Source organism: Paraburkholderia tropica (genome assembly GCF_914484835.1).
GTDB classification, from domain to species: Bacteria; Pseudomonadota; Gammaproteobacteria; order Burkholderiales; family Burkholderiaceae; genus Paraburkholderia; species Paraburkholderia tropica_A.
On record NZ_CAJZAR010000095.1, the window covers coordinates 23951 to 41924 of the forward strand.

Sequence of the window (17974 nt, forward strand, 5' to 3'; positions counted from 1 at the left end):
TCAATCGGCCATCAAGCCAGCATCAATCGGATTTCAGGCGGGTTTCAAGCGGGTTTCAAGCGCGTATTAAACGGGTTTCAAACGCGATGATAGGGGTGATTCTGCGTGATGGTCCACGCGCGGTAAAGCTGCTCGGCGAGCAGCACGCGCACCATCGCGTGCGGCAGGGTGAGGGAGGACAGGCGCAGCAGCGTGTCGGCGCGCGCCTTGAGCTGCGGATCGAGCCCGTCCGCGCCGCCGATCAGGAAGGCCACGTCGCGGCCGTCCTGCTGCCAGCCGGGCAGCGCCTGCGCAAGCTGCATCGTGGTCCAGTCCTTGCCGCGTTCGTCGAGCGCGACGATGCGCGCGTTCTTCGGCAGCGCCGCCTCGATGCGCGTGCGCTCGGCGGCCATCACGCTCTCGGCGGAGCGGCCCGACGAGCGCTGCTCGGGCTTCACCTCGCGCAACTCGATGCGCAGCTCGGGCGGCATGCGCTTCGTGTATTCCTCGAAGCCCTCGGCAATCCAGTCCGGCATCTTGTGGCCGACGGCGACGATATGCAGTTTCATCGTGCGGTGTTCGACGCGCCGCGCTTACTTCGCGCTCTTGCGGGCGGCCGTCTTGCGCGCGGTCTTCTTCGCGGCGACCGGCGCTTCGATTTCGTCTTCGTCCTCGTCGTCCATCGGCTCGCTCGGACGCGCGCCCACGAAGCCCGTATTGGTCCCGAGCTTCACGCGCACCGGCTTGTCGCCCCAGATCTCTTCGAGGTTGTAGTACTGGCGCAGCGCCGGTTGCAGGATGTGGACGATCGCGTCGCCGCAATCCACGAGCACCCATTCGCCGGTTTCTTCGCCTTCCGTGCTGACGATGTCGCCGCCGGCTTCCTTGACCTTCTCGCGCACGCTCGAAGCGAGTGCCTTGGTCTGGCGGTTCGACGTGCCGCTCGCCACGACCACGCGATCGAACAGCTCGGTCAGATGGCTCGTGTTGAAGACGCGGATGTCTTGTGCCTTGACGTCTTCAAGAGCGTCGATGATGGTGCGCTGAAGTTTGCGGATGTCCATATTTACCCGTGGTGCCTGTACAAATGATGTTGAAGAATATAGTCCCACACTGGCGCGGGAATCTTTTCGGCGATGTCGCCGGCGCGTTGCCGCGCCGCCACGCAGGCGGCGATATCGCGCCGGATTTCGGTCGCCGAGACGTCGAGTGCGAGCGTGTCGTCGATCAGCAGATGGCCGTTCGGCGTGCTCGCGAGCGTGGCTGCGCCGGCGCGGCGCGCGGCCACTTCGGCGGCCACGTCGGCGGGCAGCGCCGCGAAATCGAAGCCGGGGCGGCTCGCCACGCCCAGATGCGCGAGCGCGAACAGCTCGCGCCATTCGTGCCACGAATCCAGATGCAGCAGTTGATCCGCGCCCATCAGCAGCGTGAGCGCGGCCTGTGTGTTGCTGACGCCGTTCGCGTCGGACTTCGCACGCCAGCGGCGCAGCGTTTCGACCGTGTAGGTCGGGCCGTCGTGCTCGATCTCGTCGGTGTCGACCGTGACCGTCACGCCCGGCAGCGCGAGCGTGGCGGCGGCGGCGCGCGTCATCGCGAGCCGGTGCTCGGCGGGCGTCACGCCGGGCTTTTGCCACGGCTGGCCCGCGGGCAGCAGAATCAGCTCGGTCAGGCCGAGCACGCGCGCGAAATGGCGCGCGAGCGCCAGATGGCCCGCGTGGATCGGGTCGAAGGTGCCGCCGAGCAGGCCGACGCGCCGTGCGAGCGCGTGAGCCGGGGCGATGAACGCTTGCGTCACGGTGTCAGATCCAGTCGCGCACGGGCAGGAAGTCGGTGTAGAGGCGCGCTTCCGGCGTGCCCGCTTCCGGCTCCCAGTCGTAGCGCCAGCTCGCGCCGGGCGGCATCGACATCAGGATCGATTCGGTGCGGCCGCCGCTTTGCAGGCCGAAATGCGTGCCGCGGTCCCAGACGAGGTTGAATTCGACATAGCGGCCGCGCCGGTACGCCTGGAATTCGCGCTCGGCCTCGCCGTAGGGCAGGGTGCGGCGTTTTTCGATGATCGGCAGATACGCCTTCAGGAAGCCTTCGCCGACGCTCTTGAGCATCGCGAACGCCTGCTCGAAGCCGCCTTCGGCGTAGTCGTCGAAGAAGATGCCGCCCACGCCGCGCGCCTCGTTGCGGTGCTTCAGGAAGAAGTACTCGTCGCACCATTGCTTGAAGCGCGGATACAGATCCGCGCCGTAGGGCGCGAGCGCGTCGCGGCAGACGCGGTGGAAATGCTGCGCGTCTTCCTCGAAGCCGTAATACGGTGTCAGATCCATGCCGCCGCCGAACCAGAACACAGGCGCTTCGCCGGACTTGGTGGCCATCAGCAGGCGCACGTTCATGTGCACGGTCGGGCAGTACGGATTGCGCGGATGCAGCACGAGCGAGACGCCCATCGCCTCGAAGCCGCGTCCGGCGAGCTGCGAGCGCGCCGCCGTGGCCGAGGGCGGCAGCGCGTCGCCTTGCACGTCCGAGAAGCCGATGCCGCCGCGCTCGAAGAACTGGCCGTTCTCGATGATGCGCGTGCAGCCGCCGCCGCGCAGCTTTTCGCCGGGCGCGCGCTGCCAGGCGTCGGTCGCGAAGGGCGTGCCGTCGAAGGCGCCGAGCGTGTCGGCGATCTGCGTCTGCAGGCCCGCGAGCCAGGCGCGTACTGCCGCGCTATCGGGCGTGGCGCCGGTCTGGCCAGTCTGAATCGGTTCGTTCATCGGTGCTGAAGGGTGGTGCCGGCCTGGGGCCGGACAGTGCCGCGCCATGCCGCGCGGGTGTCTGGACGCTGCGTTGGCCAAGCCGCCAGGGCGGGGCCGCCGATAAGCGGCAGTGTAGCGCCGCCGCCGCCTGGCTTCGAGGCCCGTCCGCGCCGACGCCACAGGCGAAGAGGCAACGGACGTCGAAACGGCGGGGCCGACGGGACGACAGGCGCGGCGGCACGAAAGGGCCAGATAGCGCACGGGCGCCGCAAGGCGCCCGCCGTCGAGACGCGGCGCGCGAGCCGTGGCCCGCGCGCCGCGCGTGCTGCCTTACTGCTTGCGCCCTGCGGCGCGGTAGCCGATGTCGTGGCGATACTGCATGCCGTCGAACGAGATGCGGTTCACCGTCTCGTAGGCCACGTTCTGCGCGCTGCGCACCGAGTCGGCGAGGCCGACCACGCACAGCACCCGGCCGCCCGCCGTCACCAGCTTGCCGTCGACGAGCTGCGTGCCCGCGTGGAAGGTGACCGAGTCGTCGGTTTCCGCCGGGATTTCGCTGATGCGATCGCCCTTGCGCGGCGTTTCCGGGTAGTTGTACGCGGCCAGCACCACGCCCAGCGCGGTGCGGCGGTCCCATTCCAGCTCGACCTGATTGAGCGTGCCGGCGATGGCGTGCTCGACGACCTTCGAGAAGTCGCCCTTCAGGCGCGCCATGATCGGCTGCGTTTCCGGGTCGCCCATGCGGCAGTTGAATTCGAGCGTCTTCGGGTTGCCTTGCGCGTCGATCATCAGACCGGCGTACAGGAAGCCCGTGTAACGGATGCCTTCCTTCTCCATGCCCGCCACCGTCGGCAGGATGATTTCGCGCATCACGCGTGCGTGCAGCTGCGGCGTGACGATCGGCGCGGGCGAGTAGGCGCCCATGCCGCCCGTGTTCGGGCCCTGATCGCCGTCCTGCAGACGCTTGTGGTCCTGGCTCGACGCCAGCGCCAGCACGTGCTTGCCGTCGACCATGACGATGAAGCTCGCTTCCTCGCCCGCGAGGAATTCCTCGATCACGACGCGCGCGCCGGCGTCGCCGAGCTTGTTGTCGGCGAGCATCGAATCGATCGCCTGATGCGCTTCTTCCAGCGACATCGCCACGACCACGCCCTTGCCCGCAGCGAGGCCGTCGGCCTTGATGACGATGGGCGCGCCGTGCTGATCGACGTAGGCGTGCGCGGCCGTCGCGTCGGCGAAGGTCTCGTACGCGGCGGTCGGAATGTTGTGGCGCTTCATGAACGCCTTCGCGAAGTCCTTCGAGCTTTCGAGCTGAGCGGCTTCCTTGCTCGGGCCGAACACCTTCAGACCGCGCGAGCGGAAGACGTTGACGATGCCCGCGGCGAGCGGTGCTTCCGGGCCGACCACGGTGAGCGCCACCTGTTCGCGCTCGGCGAAATCGGCGAGCTCGTTGATGTCCGTGATGTCGACATTGGCGAGCCGCTCGTCCTGCGCGGTGCCGCCGTTGCCCGGTGCGACGTAGACGAGCTGCACGCGCGGCGACTGGGCGAGTTTCCACGCCAGCGCATGTTCGCGGCCGCCAGAACCGACGACGAGTAACTTCATGTAAATCCCCGAAAGACCAGAACCAGAAACAGTTGCGGCTGGCGCGACCTGCGCCAGCCGTGGAATTCGCGTGAGGGCGCGGGGCTGCCCGCGCCCGCGCCGATGCCGTTATTCGTCGGCGATCGACGCGTTGGTGTACACCTCCTGGACGTCGTCCAGGTTTTCGAGCGCGTCGAGCAGCTTCTGCATCTTCACGGCGTCGTCGCCGGTGAACTCGACTTCGGTCTGCGGCTTCATCGTGACTTCGGCCACTTCGGCCTTGAAGCCCGCGGCTTCCAGCGCGTCCTTGACCTTCTGGAAGTCGTTCGGCGGGCAGACCACTTCGATACTGCCGTCGTCGTTCGTCACGACGTCGTCGGCGCCCGCTTCGAGCGCGGCGTCCATCAGCTTGTCTTCGGGCGTGCCCGGCGCGAACACGAACTGGCCGATGTGATCGAACATGAACGACACCGAGCCGTCCGTGCCCATGTTGCCGCCGAACTTCGAGAATGCGTGGCGCACTTCCGCGACCGTGCGGGTGCGGTTGTCGGTCATGGTGTCGACGATGACCGCCGCGCCGCCGATGCCGTAGCCTTCGTAGCGGATTTCTTCGTAGTTCGCGCCGTCGACGCCACCCACGCCGCGCTGGATCGCGCGGTTGATGTTGTCCTTGGGCATGTTCGCGTCATAGGCCTTGTCGACGGCCAGACGCAGACGCGGGTTCGAGTCGATTTCGCCCCCGCCCATGCGCGCCGCCACCTGGATTTCCTTGATGAGCCGCGTCCAGACCTTGCCGCGCTTGGCATCAGCCGCGGCTTTCTTGTGTTTGATGTTGGCCCATTTCGAATGACCCGCCATACCTTTCTCCGTCGCACGCTCCGCGCGTGCATGGTGCTAGTGCAGTTGTCGTTGCTGCGTGTCGATGCCGCAGTGCTCAATGCTCAATACGATTGCCGGGCGCGGGCTCGCGCTGTCGAGCGGCGTGGCCGGTGTGCCCTTGAGTGTCTTGTCCGCCCTGGGTGGCTGGCGCCGAGGCGCCGATCGTTTCCGATCGTCCGGTTCAACGCGTTCGAGGCGTCCGGCGTGCACGGCTCACGCGTGCGGGACCGGCTTCCGGTGCGCGCGCTGGGGCGCATCGGGCGTGCATCGGTTCCGTCGCAGGTGGCGCCGCGTGCGGGACCGGCCGTGCTTCGGACCGTCGCGACCGTCAGGTGGATCTGAATTTTATCACGGCGGGACCCGTCGGCTTCGCCCGTCGCTGCGATTGCGCGCGTCGCGCGGGTCGTGATCGGCTGGCTGGGTGGAGCGGGTGAGGAATCGGCCGGGCCGGGCAGGGCGGATGGAAACGGGGTCAGGCGGGAAGCGCGGCAGGGAGCGAGGCGGGGAGTGCGGCAGGGCGGCCGGGCCCGGACGCGCGGTAACCGCCCGCGCGCCCGGCCCGGCCGCCCGGGTGCGTCTTAGTTCTTGGTGCCGAACAGGCGGTCGCCGGCGTCGCCGAGACCCGGGATGATGTACGCGTGGCTGTCGAGGTGCGAATCGAGCGAGGCCACGTAGAGCTTCACGTCCGGGTGCGCCTTCTGGAACACGTCGACGCCCTCGGGCGCGGCCACCAGCGCGAGGAACAGGATGCGCTCGCCGGGCACGCCGCGGCGCTTGAGCACGTCGATGGCATGCGCCGCCGAGTAGCCCGTGGCGACCATCGGATCGCAGAGGATGAAGGTGCGGTCTTCCAGATCCGGCAGGCGCACGAGGTATTCGACCGGACGGTGGTCGTCGGCGCGATAGACGCCGATATGGCCCACGCGCGCCGACGGCACCAGTTCGAGCAGGCCGTCGGACATGCCCACGCCCGCGCGCAGCACCGGCACGATCGCCAGCTTCTTGCCGGCGATGACCGGCGCGTCGACTTCGACGAGCGGCGTCTGCACGCGGCGCGACGCGACCGGCAGGTCGCGCGTGATTTCATAGCCCATCAGCAGCGTGATTTCGCGCAGCAGCTCGCGGAACGTGCGCGTGGACGTGTCCTTGTCGCGCATGTGGGTGAGCTTGTGCTGGATCAGCGGGTGATCGAGGATGAAGAGATTCGGAAAACGGCTGTCCTGTTTCATGGCGGGGCGCACAAGGCTGCAAGGGATATCGGGGGCGGCGGACGGCGGCATCCGGGGATCGGGCCCATCCGCGCTACAGCCGCAAGTATACGGGAACGGCGCGGGGAATCACGCGCGAATGCCTGGTCGCCGTCGCTCCGATGCGTGCTCGCCGCCTGGCCGCCGCACGGCCCCTGACGGTTCCCGACGGTTCCCGACCGCTCGCGCCAGCCGCCCGCCGACGCCCCGGATCGAAGCCGCGTCCCACGCGCGCGGCGCGATTCTTCTAGAATCGCAAAAATCGGACGCGGACATCGGCGCAGGTTTGCCGTCATGCCGCCGTCACGGATCGTTCATGCAGGCACGCAAAGAGGACACAAGAAGATGGACATGGGCATCGCAGGACGCAGCGCGCTGGTGTGCGCGGCGAGCAAGGGACTGGGGCGCGGCTGCGCCGAGGCGCTCGCCGCCGAAGGCGTGAACGTGACGATCGTCGCGCGCACGGCGCAGACGCTCGAGGAAACCGCCGCGCAGATCCGCGCCGCGACGGGCGTGGAGGTCAAGGCCGTGGCCTGCGACATCACCACCGAAGCGGGCCGCGCCGCCGCGCTGGCGGCGTGTCCGTCGCCGGATATTCTCGTGAACAATGCGGGCGGCCCGCCGGCGGGCGACTTCCGCAGCTACACGCACGAGCAGTGGATCGCCGCGCTCGAGGCGAACATGCTCACGCCGATCGCGCTGATCCAGGCCACCATCGACGGCATGAGCGCGCGCGGCTTCGGGCGCATCGTCAACATCACGAGTTCCTCGGTGAAGGCGCCGATCGACGTGCTCGGCCTGTCGAACGGCGCGCGCTCGGGGCTCACGGGCTTCGTCGCGGGCGTGGCGCGCCAGGTCGCGAGCACCGGCGTGACGATCAACAACCTGCTGCCGGGCGCGTTCGACACCGACCGCATCCGCGCGACCATCGTCGCCCAGTCGCAGAAGCAGAATCTCTCGCTCGACGAAGTGCGCGCGCGCCGCGTGAAGTCGATTCCGGTCGGCCGCTTCGGCACGCCCGACGAATTCGGCCGCGCCTGTGCGTTCCTGTGCAGCGTGCACGCGGGCTACATCACCGGACAGAACTGGCTGATCGACGGCGGCGCTTACCCAGGCACGTACTGAGCGGGCACGTAGTGAGTGAACGCGCTTCGTGCGCGTTCGACCCGCCGATCGACCCCGTAGCGACCTTTTCACCACCCCCAAGACGAACACCAAGGAGCAGAAGGCCATGCCCACCCGCGTCGCGCTGATCGCGCATGACCACAAGAAGGACGACATCGTCCGGCTGACCGGCGAATACGTCGACACGCTGCGCCGTTGCGCGCTGCTCGCCACCGGCACGACCGGCGGCCGCATCGAGGCGGCGCACGGCCTGAACGTCGAGCGCATGCTGTCCGGTCCGCACGGCGGCGACCTGCAGATCGGCTCGCAACTGGCCGAGGGCAAGGTCGACGTGGTGATCTTCCTGCGCGACCCGATGACCCCGCAGCCGCACGAACCCGACATCAACGCACTGGTGCGCGCCTGCGACGTGCACGACGTGCCGTGCGCGACCAACATCTCGACCGCGCGCATGATTCTCGACGTGCTCACGCTGCGCATGAAGGACGTGGTCTGAGCGGCGCGCCGCGCGCGCAGACTGAACAGATCGAATCCGACTTTTGCACGACTCAAGGAGACATGAGATGAGCAAGGCAATCCGATACGACAAGGCCGGCGGCCCCGACGTCATGAAGTGGGTGGACGTCGAAGTGGGCGAGCCGGGCGAGGGCGAGATCCGCGTGAAGCAGACCGCCTGCGGACTCAACTATATCGACGTGTATTTCCGCACCGGTCTCTATCCGCAGCCGCTGCCCGCCGGTCTGGGCATGGAAGCGGCGGGCGAGGTGACGGCGGTGGGCGCGGGCGTGACGAGCGTGAAGGTGGGCGAGCGCATCGCCTATGTCGCGCGTCCGCCGGGCGCGTATGCGCAGGAGCGCGTGCTGCGCGCCGATCAGGTGATTAGCGTGCCCGATTCGATCAGCGATGAGCAGGCCGCCTCGCTCATGCTGCAAGGCCTGACCGCGCAATACCTGCTGCGCCGCACGTATCGCGTGAAGGCCGGCGACACGATCCTGATCTCGGCGGCGGCGGGCGGCGTGGGCCTCATCGTCTGCCAGTGGGCGAAGGCGCTGGGCGCGACCGTGATCGGCACTGTGGGCTCGGACGAGAAGGCCGAGATCGCGAAGGCGCACGGCTGCGATCACCCGATCGTCTACACGCGCGAGGACTTCACGGCGCGCGTGCGCGAGATCACGAACGGCGCGGGCGTGCCTGTGGTCTACGACTCGATCGGCAAGGACACGTACACGAAGTCGCTCGACTGCCTCGCGCCGCTGGGCATGTTCGTGAGCTTCGGCAATGCGTCGGGGCCGCTGCCGCCGATCGATTCGTCGGAGTTCGCGGGACGCGGCTCGCTGTTCTTCACGCGTCCGACCTTGTTCACCTATATCGCCAAACGCGCCGACTATGAAGCGATGGCGGCCGAGCTGTTCGAGGTGGTCGCGTCGGGCAAGGTGAAGACGTCGATCAACCAGCGTTATGCGCTCCAGGACGTGGGCCAGGCGCACACCGATCTCGAAGCGCGCCGCACCACGGGCTCGACGATTCTGCTGCCGTAAAGACGCCGTTTAGTTCCGGCGTATTCAGCCTGAAACAAGGCGCGCATGCCCGCCATGCGCGCCTTTTTGTTTGCCTTTTACTTCCCGCCCGATTCGCCGCACCGGCCGCTGCGCCTTTGCCTGCAAGCCGGTGCGCGCGCATGCGCATACCGATGCGCCCCGCGTTTACGCGTTTTTTATACGCACGCCCCAAGCTTTGATCCGGATTTAACGCGATAAACCGTACCTTACCGCCATCCATCAATGGAGAACACGACAATGGATGTGCTGTATATCGGGGGGCTGGCGGCCTTCGCCGCGCTCATTTATGCATTGATCGCCGGCTGCGAGAAGCTCATGCAGTATCGCCGCGCCGATCAGGGCGTGAAGGGAGTGCGCTCATGAACTGGATTTTCTGGTTGTCGGGGGCGGCGACGCTGTTGCTGTTCGTCTATCTCGTCCATGCGCTGCTGCGCGCGGAGGATATCGAATGAACGCCAACAATCTGCTGCAAATGGGGCTGTTCATCGTCGTGCTGCTGGCGCTCGCAGTGCCGGTCGCGGGCTATATCACGCGCGTGCTCGACGGGCGCTCGCGCGTCGTGCGCCTGTTCGCGCCGGTGGAAAATCTGCTCTACCGCATCGCGGGCGTGGATGCCAGCGCGGAGATGAACTGGAAGCGCTATGCGTTCGCCACGATCTCGTTCAACGTGCTGGGCGTGGGTTTCCTCTACGTGCTGCTGCGCGTCCAGGGCTGGCTGCCGGGCAATCCGCAGGCGTTCAGCGCGATGACCGTGGATGGCGCGTTCAACACCGCCATCAGCTTCGTTACCAACACGAACTGGCAGGACTATTCGCCCGAGCAGACCGTGAGTTATCTCACGCAGATGCTCGGCCTCACGGTGCAGAACTTCCTTTCGGCGGCTACTGGCATCGTCGTGGTGGTCGCATTGATACGCGGGTTCGCGCGCCATTCGGTGCAGACCATCGGCAACTTCTGGGTCGATCTCACGCGCACGACGCTTTACATCCTCGTGCCGATGGCGGCGCTCATCGCGGCGCTGCTGATGAGCCAGGGCATGATCCAGAACTTCAAGTCGTATCAGGACGTGCCGACGCTGCAAACCACGACCTACGCCGCGCCGAAGCTCGATGCGCAGGGCAATCCGGTCAAGGACGCGAAGGGCAACGCCGTCACCGTCGATACGAAGGTGACGACGCAGACGCTCGCGATGGGCCCGGTCGCCTCGCAGGAAGCGATCAAGATGCTCGGCACCAACGGCGGCGGTTTCTTCAACGCCAACTCCGCGCATCCGTACGAGAACCCGACGCCGTTCTCGAACTTCGTCGAAATGTTGGCGATCCTGATCATTCCGGCCGCGCTGTGTCTCGTGTTCGGCAACATGGTGGCCGACCGCAGGCAGGGCGTGGCGGTGCTCGCGGTGATGACGATCGCGTTCGCCGTGGCGGTGGGCGTCGAATTGTCCGCGGAACAGAGCGGCAATCCGATGTTCGCGTCGCTCAACGTCGATCAGCAGGCGAGCGCCTTGCAGGCCGGCGGCAACATGGAAGGCAAGGAAACGCGCTTCGGCATCGCGCAGACGGGTCTCTTCGTCGTGACCACCACGGCGGCTTCGTGCGGCGCGGTGAATGCGATGCACGACTCGCTCACGCCGATCGGCGGCCTCGTGCCGATGCTCTTTATCCAGCTTGGCGAAGTGATCTTCGGCGGCGTGGGTTCGGGTCTCTACGGCATGCTCGTGTTCGCCTTGCTCGCGGTATTCGTGGCGGGCCTGATGATCGGCCGCACGCCCGAATACGTGGGCAAGAAGATCGAATCGTTCGAGATGAAGATGGTGTCGATCGTGATTCTGCTCACGCCGCTGCTGGTGCTGCTCGGCACCTCGATTGCCGTGCTCGCCGACGCGGGCAAGGCCGGCATCGCCAATCCGGGCGCGCACGGTTTCTCTGAAATCCTCTACGCGTTCAGCTCCGCCGCGAACAACAACGGCAGCGCGTTCGCGGGCCTGTCGGTCAACACGCCGTTCTACAACTGGCTGCTCGGCATCGCGATGTGGTTCGGCCGCTTCGGCACCATCGTGCCGGTGCTGGCGATCGCCGGTTCGCTCGCGAGCAAGAAGCGCATCGCCGTGACGGGCGGCACGCTGCCCACGCATGGCCCGCTGTTCGTCGTGCTGCTGCTCGGCTGCGTGCTGCTGGTGGGCGCGCTCACCTACGTGCCGGCGCTCGCGCTCGGTCCGGGTGTCGAGCATCTGATCATGCTCGGCGTGCATTGAACGGGGATCTTTCGAAATGACACAACATAGTGCAACACGGTCCATGTTCGATCCGGCGCTCGTGCGCCCGGCCATCGTGGACTCGTTCAGGAAACTCACGCCGCGCACCCAGTTGCGCAATCCGGTGATGTTCTGCGTCTACGTGGGCAGCGTGCTCACGACGATCCTCTGGATCGCGGCGCTGATGGGCCAGGCCGAGGCGCCCGCGGGCTTCATTCTCGCGGTCGCGTTGTGGCTCTGGTTCACGGTGCTGTTCGCGAACTTCGCCGAAGCGCTCGCCGAAGGCCGCTCGAAAGCGCAGGCCGCGTCGCTGCGCCAGGCCAAGCGCGACGTGATGGCGAAGAAGCTCAACGAACCGCATCCGAAGGCGCCGATCCGCATCACGACCGCCACCGATCTGCGCAAGGGCGACGTGGTGCTGGTCGAAACCGGCGACACGATTCCCGCCGACGGCGAGGTGATCGAAGGCGTGGCCTCGGTCGACGAATCGGCGATCACGGGCGAATCCGCGCCGGTGATCCGCGAGTCGGGCGGCGACTTTTCGTCGGTCACGGGCGGCACGCGCGTGCTCTCCGACTGGATCGTCGTGCGCGTGACCGCGAATCCGGGCGAGGCGTTTCTCGACCGCATGATCGCGATGGTCGAAGGTGCGAAGCGCCAGAAAACGCCGAACGAAATCGCGCTGACGATTCTGCTGGTCGCGCTGACCATCGTGCTGCTGCTCGCCACCGCGACGCTGCTGCCGTTCTCGATGTTCTCCGTCGAGGCCGCGAAGATGGGTCACGTGGTGACGATCACGGCGCTCACCGCGCTGCTCGTCTGCCTGATTCCGACGACCATCGGCGGGCTGCTTTCGGCGATCGGCGTGGCGGGCATGAGCCGCATGATGCAGGCCAACGTGATCGCCACGTCGGGCCGCGCCGTGGAAGCGGCCGGCGACGTCGACGTGCTGCTGCTCGACAAGACCGGCACGATCACGCTCGGCAACCGTCAGGCGTCGGCGTTCGTGGCCGCGCCGGGCGTGAACGAGGAAGCGCTCGCGGACGCCGCGCAGCTGGCCTCGCTCGCCGACGAAACGCCCGAGGGCCGCAGCATCGTCGTGCTCGCGAAGCAGCGCTTCAACATTCGCCAGCGCGACATGCACGCGCTCCAGGCCGCGTTCATCGCCTTCAGCGCGCAGACGCGCATGAGCGGCGTGGACCTGCCGGGCCGCGAAATCCGCAAGGGCGCCGCCGACGCGGTCAAGCACTACGTCGAGCAGCACGGCGGCCGCTTCCCGTCGGAAGTGAACACGGCCGTGGATGAAGTCGCGCGTCGCGGCAGCACGCCGCTCGTCGTGGCCGAGCATCAGGGCGACGAGGCGCGCGTGCTGGGCGTGATCGAGTTGAAGGACGTGGTGAAGGGCGGCATCAAGGAACGCTTCGCCGAGCTGCGCAAGATGGGCATCAAGACCGTGATGGTGACGGGCGACAACCGCCTGACCGCCGCCGCGATCGCCGCCGAAGCGGGCGTCGACGACTTCCTCGCGCAAGCCACGCCCGAGACCAAGCTCGCGACGATCCGCGAACATCAGGCCCAAGGCAAGCTCGTGGCGATGACCGGCGACGGCACCAACGACGCGCCCGCGCTCGCGCAGGCCGACGTGGCCGTGGCGATGAACACCGGCACGCAGGCCGCGAAGGAAGCGGGCAACATGGTCGATCTGGATTCGAATCCGACCAAGCTCATCGAGATCGTCGAGATCGGCAAGCAGATGCTGATGACGCGCGGTTCGCTCACGACCTTCTCGATCGCCAACGACGTCGCCAAGTACTTCGCGATCATTCCGGCCGCGTTCGCCACCACGTATCCGCAGCTGAACGCGCTCAACGTGATGCATCTCGCGACGCCCGCATCCGCGATTCTCTCGGCCGTGATCTTCAACGCGCTGATCATCGTGCTGCTGATTCCTCTCGCGCTCAAGGGCGTGAAGTACCGGCCGCTCGGCGCGGCGATCCTGCTGCGCCGCAATCTGCTGATCTACGGGCTCGGCGGGATTCTGGTGCCGTTCGTCGGCATCAAGCTGATCGACATGGTGCTCGCGGCGTTCGGCTGGGTTTGATCCGCGCCGGACACCCATGACGCTTCGCCAATGTCGCCAATGTCGCCAATGAACAGGAAGCCAAAATGAAATCGCAGTTTCGTCCTCTGATCGTGATCTTCGCCGTGCTCACGGCGATCACCGGGCTTGTCTATCCGGCCGTGATGACGGCGTTCGGGCAGGCCGTGTTCCACCGCCAGGTCAACGGCAGCCTCGTCGAAGCCGACGGCAAGGTGGTGGGCAGCGCGCTGATCGGCCAGCAGTTCGACGCGCCCCAGTACTTCTGGGGCCGTCTCTCGGCCACCGCGCCGATGCCGTACAACGCGCAGGGCTCGGGCGGCTCGAACCTCGGCCCGACCAACCCGGCGCTCGCCGATGAGGTCAAAGGCCGCATCGACGCGCTCAAGGCCGCGGGCAGCGACGTGTCGCAGCCGATTCCCGCCGACCTCGTGACTTCGTCGGGCAGCGGGCTCGATCCCGAGATTTCGCCCGCCGCCGCCGCGTACCAGGTCGCGCGCGTGGCGCAGGCGCGTCATCTCAGCGCGGGCGACGTGCAGGCGCTCGTGGACCGCTACACGAAGGGCCGTCAGTTCGGCCTGCTCGGCGAGCCGCGCGTGAACGTGCTGGAGCTTAACCTCGCGCTCGACGGTAAAGACGTAAGCTGAGCGCGCGAGCTGTCCGCGCGCCGCACGCCGCACCGCGCGGCGTGCGGTTTGCCATTTCGGCGCCACGGTGAGACGATCGGCGATGGCGTTCCGGCGCGCTCGCCGACGCGCATCGACGTGAGCCGAGCGCTAAAACACACCACGCGACACACCACGCGAAATCCGCATGAACCGTCCCGATCCCGACGAACTCCTCGACCGGCTGCAACGCGATGAAGAAAAACGCCGCCGCGGCAAGCTGAAGATTTTCTTCGGCGCGTCGGCGGGCGTCGGCAAGACCTACGCGATGCTGCAAGCCGCGCGCCGCCGCGCCGACGAAGGCGTGGACGTGGTGGTCGGCATCGTCGAAACGCATGGGCGCAGCGAAACCGCCGCGCTGACCCTCGGCCTCGACGTGATGCCGCGCCAGCACCTCGCGTATCGCGGCCGCATGCTCGACGAATTCGATCTCGACGCCGCGCTCGCACGCAAGCCGCAACTCGTGCTGGTCGACGAACTCGCGCATTCGAATGTGCCCGGCGCGCGCCATCTGAAGCGCTGGCAGGACGTCTACGAACTGCTCGACGCGGGCATCGACGTCTATACGACCGTCAACGTGCAGCACCTCGAAAGCCTCAACGACGTGGTGGGGCAGATCACCGGCATCCGCGTCTGGGAGACGGTGCCCGACCGCGTGTTCGACGGCGCCGACGAAGTCACGCTCGTCGACCTGCCCGCCGAGGAACTGCTCGACCGCATGCGCGACGGCAAGGTTTATTTGCCCGCGCAGGCCGAACGCGCGGTGCGCAACTTCTTCCGCAAGGGCAATCTGATCGCGCTGCGCGAACTGGCGCTGCGCCGCACGGCCGACCGCGTCGACGCGCAGATGCACGAATACCGCGCCGACCGCTCGATCCAGCACGTCTGGCAGGCGCGCGAGCGGCTGCTCGTCTGCATCGGGCCGGGACCGGAAGCGCCCGCGCTGGTGCGCGCGGCGGCGCGGCTGGCCGCGAGTCTCAAGGCCGACTGGATCGCCGTCTATGTGGAAACGCCGGCGCTTCAGCGCCTGTCCGACGCGATCCGCGAACGCACGCTCGGCGCGCTCAAGCTCGCCTCGGAACTGGGCGCGGAAACCGCGTCGCTCGCGGGCGAGGACGCCGCCGTCACGCTCGCGGGCTATGCGCGTCTGCGCAACGTCTCGAAGCTGGTGGCGGGCGCGTCGCTGCGCAGCGGGTTCTCGCGCTGGTGGCGCAGACCGTTCGGCGAGCGGCTCGCCGAAAAAGCCGGTGATGTCGATCTCACCCTGGTGCGCGCGAGCGGCAATGACGTCGACCGCCTGATCGGCCGTGGTGGTGGCGAAGGGCGCGACGGCCGTGATTCGGGCTCGCCCGCCGCGCGCGCGGCCAACGCGTGGCGCGCCGCCATCGCCGAGGGCGCCGCGCACCGCTCGCCGCCGCGCGCGTATGCGGCGGCGCTGGCGATCTGCGCGGGCATCACGCTGCTCGCGAACCAGTTGAACGACCGCATCGCGCTCGCGAATCTCGTGATGCTGTATCTGCTCGGCGTGATCTTCGCGGCCACGAAGCTCGGGCGCGGGCCGGGCGTCATGCTTTCTTTCGCGAGCGTGGCCGCCTACGACTTCTTCTTCGTGCCGCCGCGCCTGTCGTTCTCGGTCAGCGACACGCAATATCTGCTGACCTTCGTCGGCATGCTGCTGACCTCGCTCGTCATCAGCCATCTGACGTCAAGCCTGCGCCGCGAAGCGAGCGTCGCGCAGCGGCGCGAACAGCGCACCGGCGCGATGTACGCGATGGCGCGCGAACTGGCCGCCGCGCTCGCGACCGAGCAGATCGTCGCGATCGGCAGCCGCCACGTGAGCGAGGTGTTCAACGCGCGCGTGGCGATCCTCCTGCCCGATAGCGCCGACAAGGTGCAGCAGAAGATCGAGGACCCCGATCCGCAGATCATGCTCGACGCCGCGAGTCTCGATCTCGACGTGGGCCAGTGGGTCTACGACCAGCAAAAGCCCGCGGGCCACGGCACCGATACCTTGCCCGCGGCCGCCGCGCGCTATCTGCCGCTCCGGGCGCCGATGCGCACGCGCGGCGTGCTGGCCGTGGTCACGCGCGACGCGCGCGAACTGCAGGTGCCCGAGCAGCAGCGCATGCTCGACGCCTTCGCCGCGCAGATCGCGCTGGCGCTCGAACGCGTGCACTACGTGGAGATCGCGCGCGACGCGCTCGTCAACATGGAGTCCGAACGGTTGCGCAACTCGCTGCTCTCGGCGATTTCGCACGATCTGCGCACGCCGCTGACGACCATCGTCGGCTTTTCGTCGATGCTCGCGCAGACGCACGAGCCCGGCGCGCCCGGCGACACTCACAGCGCGCGCACCGGCGAGCTGATCGAGGCAATCCACGACGAGGCGCTGCGCATGACCGGCATCGTCACGAATCTGCTCGACATGGCGCGTTTGCAGGCGGGCAGTCTCAAGCTCAATCGGCAGTGGACGCTGCTGGAGGAAACCGTGGGCGCGGCGCTGGCCGCGTGCCGCCGCGTGCTGGCGCGCCATCCGGTGCAGGTGAAGCTGGAGGCGGGCTTGCCGCTGCTCCAGCTCGACGCCGTGCTGATGGAGCGGCTCTTTGCGAACCTGCTGGAAAACGCCGCGAAATACACGCCGCCCGACACGCCGCTGACGATCGCCGCGCGCCGCATCGAGGAGCACGGCCGGCCCTTCGTGCGCGTGAGCATCGACGACCGCGGGCCCGGCTTGCCGCCCGGCATGAACGAGCGCGTGTTCGAGAAGTTCACGCGCGGCGAGAAGGAGTCGGCGAAACCGGGCATCGGGCTCGGGCTCGCGATCTGCCGCGCGATCGTCGAAGCGCACGGCGGTACAATCGGCGCGGCCAATCGCGTCAATGCCGACGGTCATGTGGAAGGCGCGTCGTTCTGGTTCGCGCTGCCCGTGGAAGCGCCGCCGCCGCTGCCGAGCGACATCGCCGAGCCGGAAGAAGCCGAGGCGGAACATGACGCTCACGATGTCCGCGACGACGCTTCGGCGCCTTCAACCTTCGATCCGAAACCCGCATCGCATTCGAACCCGCATTCAAACCATGAGTGATCCGAGTCTTGCCGTTGTCCTGATCGAAGACGAAAAACAGATCCGCCGCTTCGTGCGTGCTTCGCTGGAAGGCGAGGGCATCACGGTCTACGACGCCGAAACGGGCAAGCAGGGGCTCGTCGAGGCGGCCACGCGCAAGCCCGATCTCGTGATCGTCGATCTCGGCTTGCCCGATACCGACGGTCTCGACGTGATCCGCGAGCTGCGCGGCTGGAGCGATCTGCCGGTGATCGTGCTGTCCGCGCGCACCCAGGAAAGCGAAAAGGTCGCCGCGCTCGACGCGGGCGCCGACGATTATCTGACCAAGCCCTTCGGCGTTTCCGAACTGCTCGCGCGCATCCGCGCGCATCTGCGGCGGCGCAATCGCGGCGGCGCGAACGAGGAGCCGCAGGTGAGCTTCGGCGCGGTGACCGTCGATCTGGGGCTGCGCCAGGTCACGCGCGAGGGCGCGCCCGTGCATCTCACGCCGATCGAATACCGCCTGCTCGCCACGCTCGTGCGCGACTCGGGGCGCGTGCTCACGCACCGCCAGTTGCTGCGCGAGGTGTGGGGGCCGTCGCACGTCGAGAGCAGCCACTATCTGCGCATCTACATGGCGCATCTGCGGCAGAAGCTGGAGCGCGATCCGGCGCAGCCCGAGCACATCGTCACCGAGACGGGTGTGGGGTATCGGCTGGTCGGCGTGCAGTGACGCGGGCGGTCCGATAGACGGGCGGCCAGCGGCACGCACCAGTCTGGTGCTATAATTACAGATGTGTAAGGACGACCTTGCA

At 67.6% G+C, this 17974-nt stretch carries 17 protein-coding genes; 10 read left to right on the forward strand and 7 right to left on the reverse strand.

Features of this window, described 5'->3' with window-relative positions:
* Positions 1-77: 77 nt before the first annotated feature.
* From rlmH to upp, 7 genes are all read right to left on the reverse strand, one after another.
* Positions 78-548 (reverse strand): 23S rRNA (pseudouridine(1915)-N(3))-methyltransferase RlmH, encoded by a 471-nt coding sequence (gene rlmH / locus LDO54_RS34680; protein WP_103701478.1) that lies wholly within the window; start codon positions 546-548, stop codon positions 78-80.
* A 24-nt stretch (positions 549-572) separates the two neighbouring features.
* Positions 573-1043 carry a ribosome silencing factor gene (rsfS, locus tag LDO54_RS34685; protein WP_224016911.1) on the reverse strand — a complete coding sequence of 157 codons (471 nt, stop codon included), beginning with the start codon at positions 1041-1043 and terminating at the stop codon, positions 573-575.
* A gap of 2 nt (positions 1044-1045) precedes the next feature.
* Entirely contained in the window at positions 1046-1774 is a 729-nt protein-coding gene (locus LDO54_RS34690) for a nicotinate-nucleotide adenylyltransferase (RefSeq protein ID WP_224016913.1), read from the reverse strand.
* Positions 1775-1778: 4 nt separating this feature from the next.
* Positions 1779-2726 carry an oxygen-dependent coproporphyrinogen oxidase gene (gene hemF, locus LDO54_RS34695; RefSeq protein ID WP_224016915.1) on the reverse strand — a complete coding sequence of 316 codons (948 nt, stop codon included), beginning with the start codon at positions 2724-2726 and terminating at the stop codon, positions 1779-1781.
* A 312-nt stretch (positions 2727-3038) separates the two neighbouring features.
* Positions 3039-4313 carry a phosphoribosylamine--glycine ligase gene (purD, locus tag LDO54_RS34700; protein WP_224016917.1) on the reverse strand — a complete coding sequence of 425 codons (1275 nt, stop codon included), beginning with the start codon at positions 4311-4313 and terminating at the stop codon, positions 3039-3041.
* A gap of 108 nt (positions 4314-4421) precedes the next feature.
* A complete protein-coding gene (locus LDO54_RS34705; RefSeq protein ID WP_224016919.1) occupies positions 4422-5150 on the reverse strand; it encodes a YebC/PmpR family DNA-binding transcriptional regulator in 729 nt (242 codons plus the stop codon).
* A gap of 599 nt (positions 5151-5749) precedes the next feature.
* Positions 5750-6400, reverse strand: a complete 651-nt coding sequence (gene upp, locus LDO54_RS34710; protein WP_224016921.1) for a uracil phosphoribosyltransferase — start codon at positions 6398-6400, stop codon at positions 5750-5752.
* 363 nt (positions 6401-6763) lie between these two features.
* Here upp and LDO54_RS34715 point away from each other — a divergent pair, with 363 nt between their 5' ends.
* From LDO54_RS34715 to kdpE, 10 genes are all read left to right on the forward strand, one after another.
* A complete protein-coding gene (locus LDO54_RS34715; RefSeq protein WP_224016924.1) occupies positions 6764-7543 on the forward strand; it encodes an SDR family oxidoreductase in 780 nt (259 codons plus the stop codon).
* Between the two features lie 106 nt (positions 7544-7649).
* Positions 7650-8039: a methylglyoxal synthase gene (locus tag LDO54_RS34720; protein ID WP_224016926.1), complete on the forward strand. Its 390-nt coding sequence runs from the start codon at positions 7650-7652 to the stop codon at positions 8037-8039.
* A gap of 67 nt (positions 8040-8106) precedes the next feature.
* Positions 8107-9081, forward strand: a complete 975-nt coding sequence (locus tag LDO54_RS34725) for a quinone oxidoreductase family protein (protein ID WP_224016928.1) — start codon at positions 8107-8109, stop codon at positions 9079-9081.
* 258 nt (positions 9082-9339) lie between these two features.
* Complete coding sequence (locus tag LDO54_RS34730; RefSeq protein ID WP_224016931.1) at positions 9340-9465, forward strand: potassium ABC transporter ATPase; 126 nt, start codon at positions 9340-9342, stop codon at positions 9463-9465.
* Positions 9462-9554 carry a K(+)-transporting ATPase subunit F gene (kdpF, locus tag LDO54_RS34735; RefSeq protein WP_224016933.1) on the forward strand — a complete coding sequence of 31 codons (93 nt, stop codon included), beginning with the start codon at positions 9462-9464 and terminating at the stop codon, positions 9552-9554. The genes LDO54_RS34730 and kdpF overlap by 4 nt, the downstream gene beginning before the upstream one ends.
* Positions 9551-11356 (forward strand): potassium-transporting ATPase subunit KdpA, encoded by a 1806-nt coding sequence (gene kdpA / locus LDO54_RS34740; RefSeq protein ID WP_224016936.1) that lies wholly within the window; start codon positions 9551-9553, stop codon positions 11354-11356. Before kdpF ends, kdpA begins: the two co-directional genes overlap by 4 nt.
* Positions 11357-11372: 16 nt before the next feature.
* Complete coding sequence (gene kdpB, locus LDO54_RS34745) at positions 11373-13457, forward strand: potassium-transporting ATPase subunit KdpB (RefSeq protein WP_224016938.1); 2085 nt, start codon at positions 11373-11375, stop codon at positions 13455-13457.
* A gap of 65 nt (positions 13458-13522) precedes the next feature.
* Positions 13523-14101, forward strand: coding sequence for a potassium-transporting ATPase subunit KdpC (gene kdpC / locus LDO54_RS34750; RefSeq protein WP_224016940.1), 579 nt, complete (start codon positions 13523-13525; stop codon positions 14099-14101).
* Positions 14102-14267: 166 nt separating this feature from the next.
* Complete coding sequence (locus LDO54_RS34755) at positions 14268-17201, forward strand: sensor histidine kinase (RefSeq protein WP_224016941.1); 2934 nt, start codon at positions 14268-14270, stop codon at positions 17199-17201.
* On the forward strand, positions 17194-17892 hold the full coding sequence (gene kdpE / locus LDO54_RS34760; protein ID WP_224016950.1) for a two-component system response regulator KdpE: 699 nt from the start codon (positions 17194-17196) through the stop codon (positions 17890-17892). Before LDO54_RS34755 ends, kdpE begins: the two co-directional genes overlap by 8 nt.
* The last annotated feature ends 82 nt before the right edge of the window (positions 17893-17974 follow it).

Excerpts from the sequence above, each read along its gene's own strand:
- kdpC (WP_224016940.1), top strand. The coding sequence starts at position 13,523 with ATGAAATCGCAGTTTCGTCCTCTGATCGTGATCTTCGCCGTGCTCACG.
- rlmH (WP_103701478.1), bottom strand. The coding sequence starts at position 548 with ATGAAACTGCATATCGTCGCCGTCGGCCACAAGATGCCGGACTGGATT.
- rsfS (WP_224016911.1), bottom strand. The coding sequence starts at position 1,043 with ATGGACATCCGCAAACTTCAGCGCACCATCATCGACGCTCTTGAAGAC.
- upp (WP_224016921.1), bottom strand. The coding sequence starts at position 6,400 with ATGAAACAGGACAGCCGTTTTCCGAATCTCTTCATCCTCGATCACCCG.
- LDO54_RS34725 (WP_224016928.1), top strand. The coding sequence starts at position 8,107 with ATGAGCAAGGCAATCCGATACGACAAGGCCGGCGGCCCCGACGTCATG.
- LDO54_RS34755 (WP_224016941.1), top strand. The coding sequence starts at position 14,268 with ATGAACCGTCCCGATCCCGACGAACTCCTCGACCGGCTGCAACGCGAT.
- kdpA (WP_224016936.1), top strand. The coding sequence starts at position 9,551 with ATGAACGCCAACAATCTGCTGCAAATGGGGCTGTTCATCGTCGTGCTG.
- hemF (WP_224016915.1), bottom strand. The coding sequence starts at position 2,726 with ATGAACGAACCGATTCAGACTGGCCAGACCGGCGCCACGCCCGATAGC.
- LDO54_RS34705 (WP_224016919.1), bottom strand. The coding sequence starts at position 5,150 with ATGGCGGGTCATTCGAAATGGGCCAACATCAAACACAAGAAAGCCGCG.
- kdpB (WP_224016938.1), top strand. The coding sequence starts at position 11,373 with ATGACACAACATAGTGCAACACGGTCCATGTTCGATCCGGCGCTCGTG.
- LDO54_RS34715 (WP_224016924.1), top strand. The coding sequence starts at position 6,764 with ATGGACATGGGCATCGCAGGACGCAGCGCGCTGGTGTGCGCGGCGAGC.
- kdpE (WP_224016950.1), top strand. The coding sequence starts at position 17,194 with ATGAGTGATCCGAGTCTTGCCGTTGTCCTGATCGAAGACGAAAAACAG.
- kdpF (WP_224016933.1), top strand. The coding sequence starts at position 9,462 with ATGAACTGGATTTTCTGGTTGTCGGGGGCGGCGACGCTGTTGCTGTTC.
- purD (WP_224016917.1), bottom strand. The coding sequence starts at position 4,313 with ATGAAGTTACTCGTCGTCGGTTCTGGCGGCCGCGAACATGCGCTGGCG.
- LDO54_RS34720 (WP_224016926.1), top strand. The coding sequence starts at position 7,650 with ATGCCCACCCGCGTCGCGCTGATCGCGCATGACCACAAGAAGGACGAC.
- LDO54_RS34730 (WP_224016931.1), top strand. The coding sequence starts at position 9,340 with ATGGATGTGCTGTATATCGGGGGGCTGGCGGCCTTCGCCGCGCTCATT.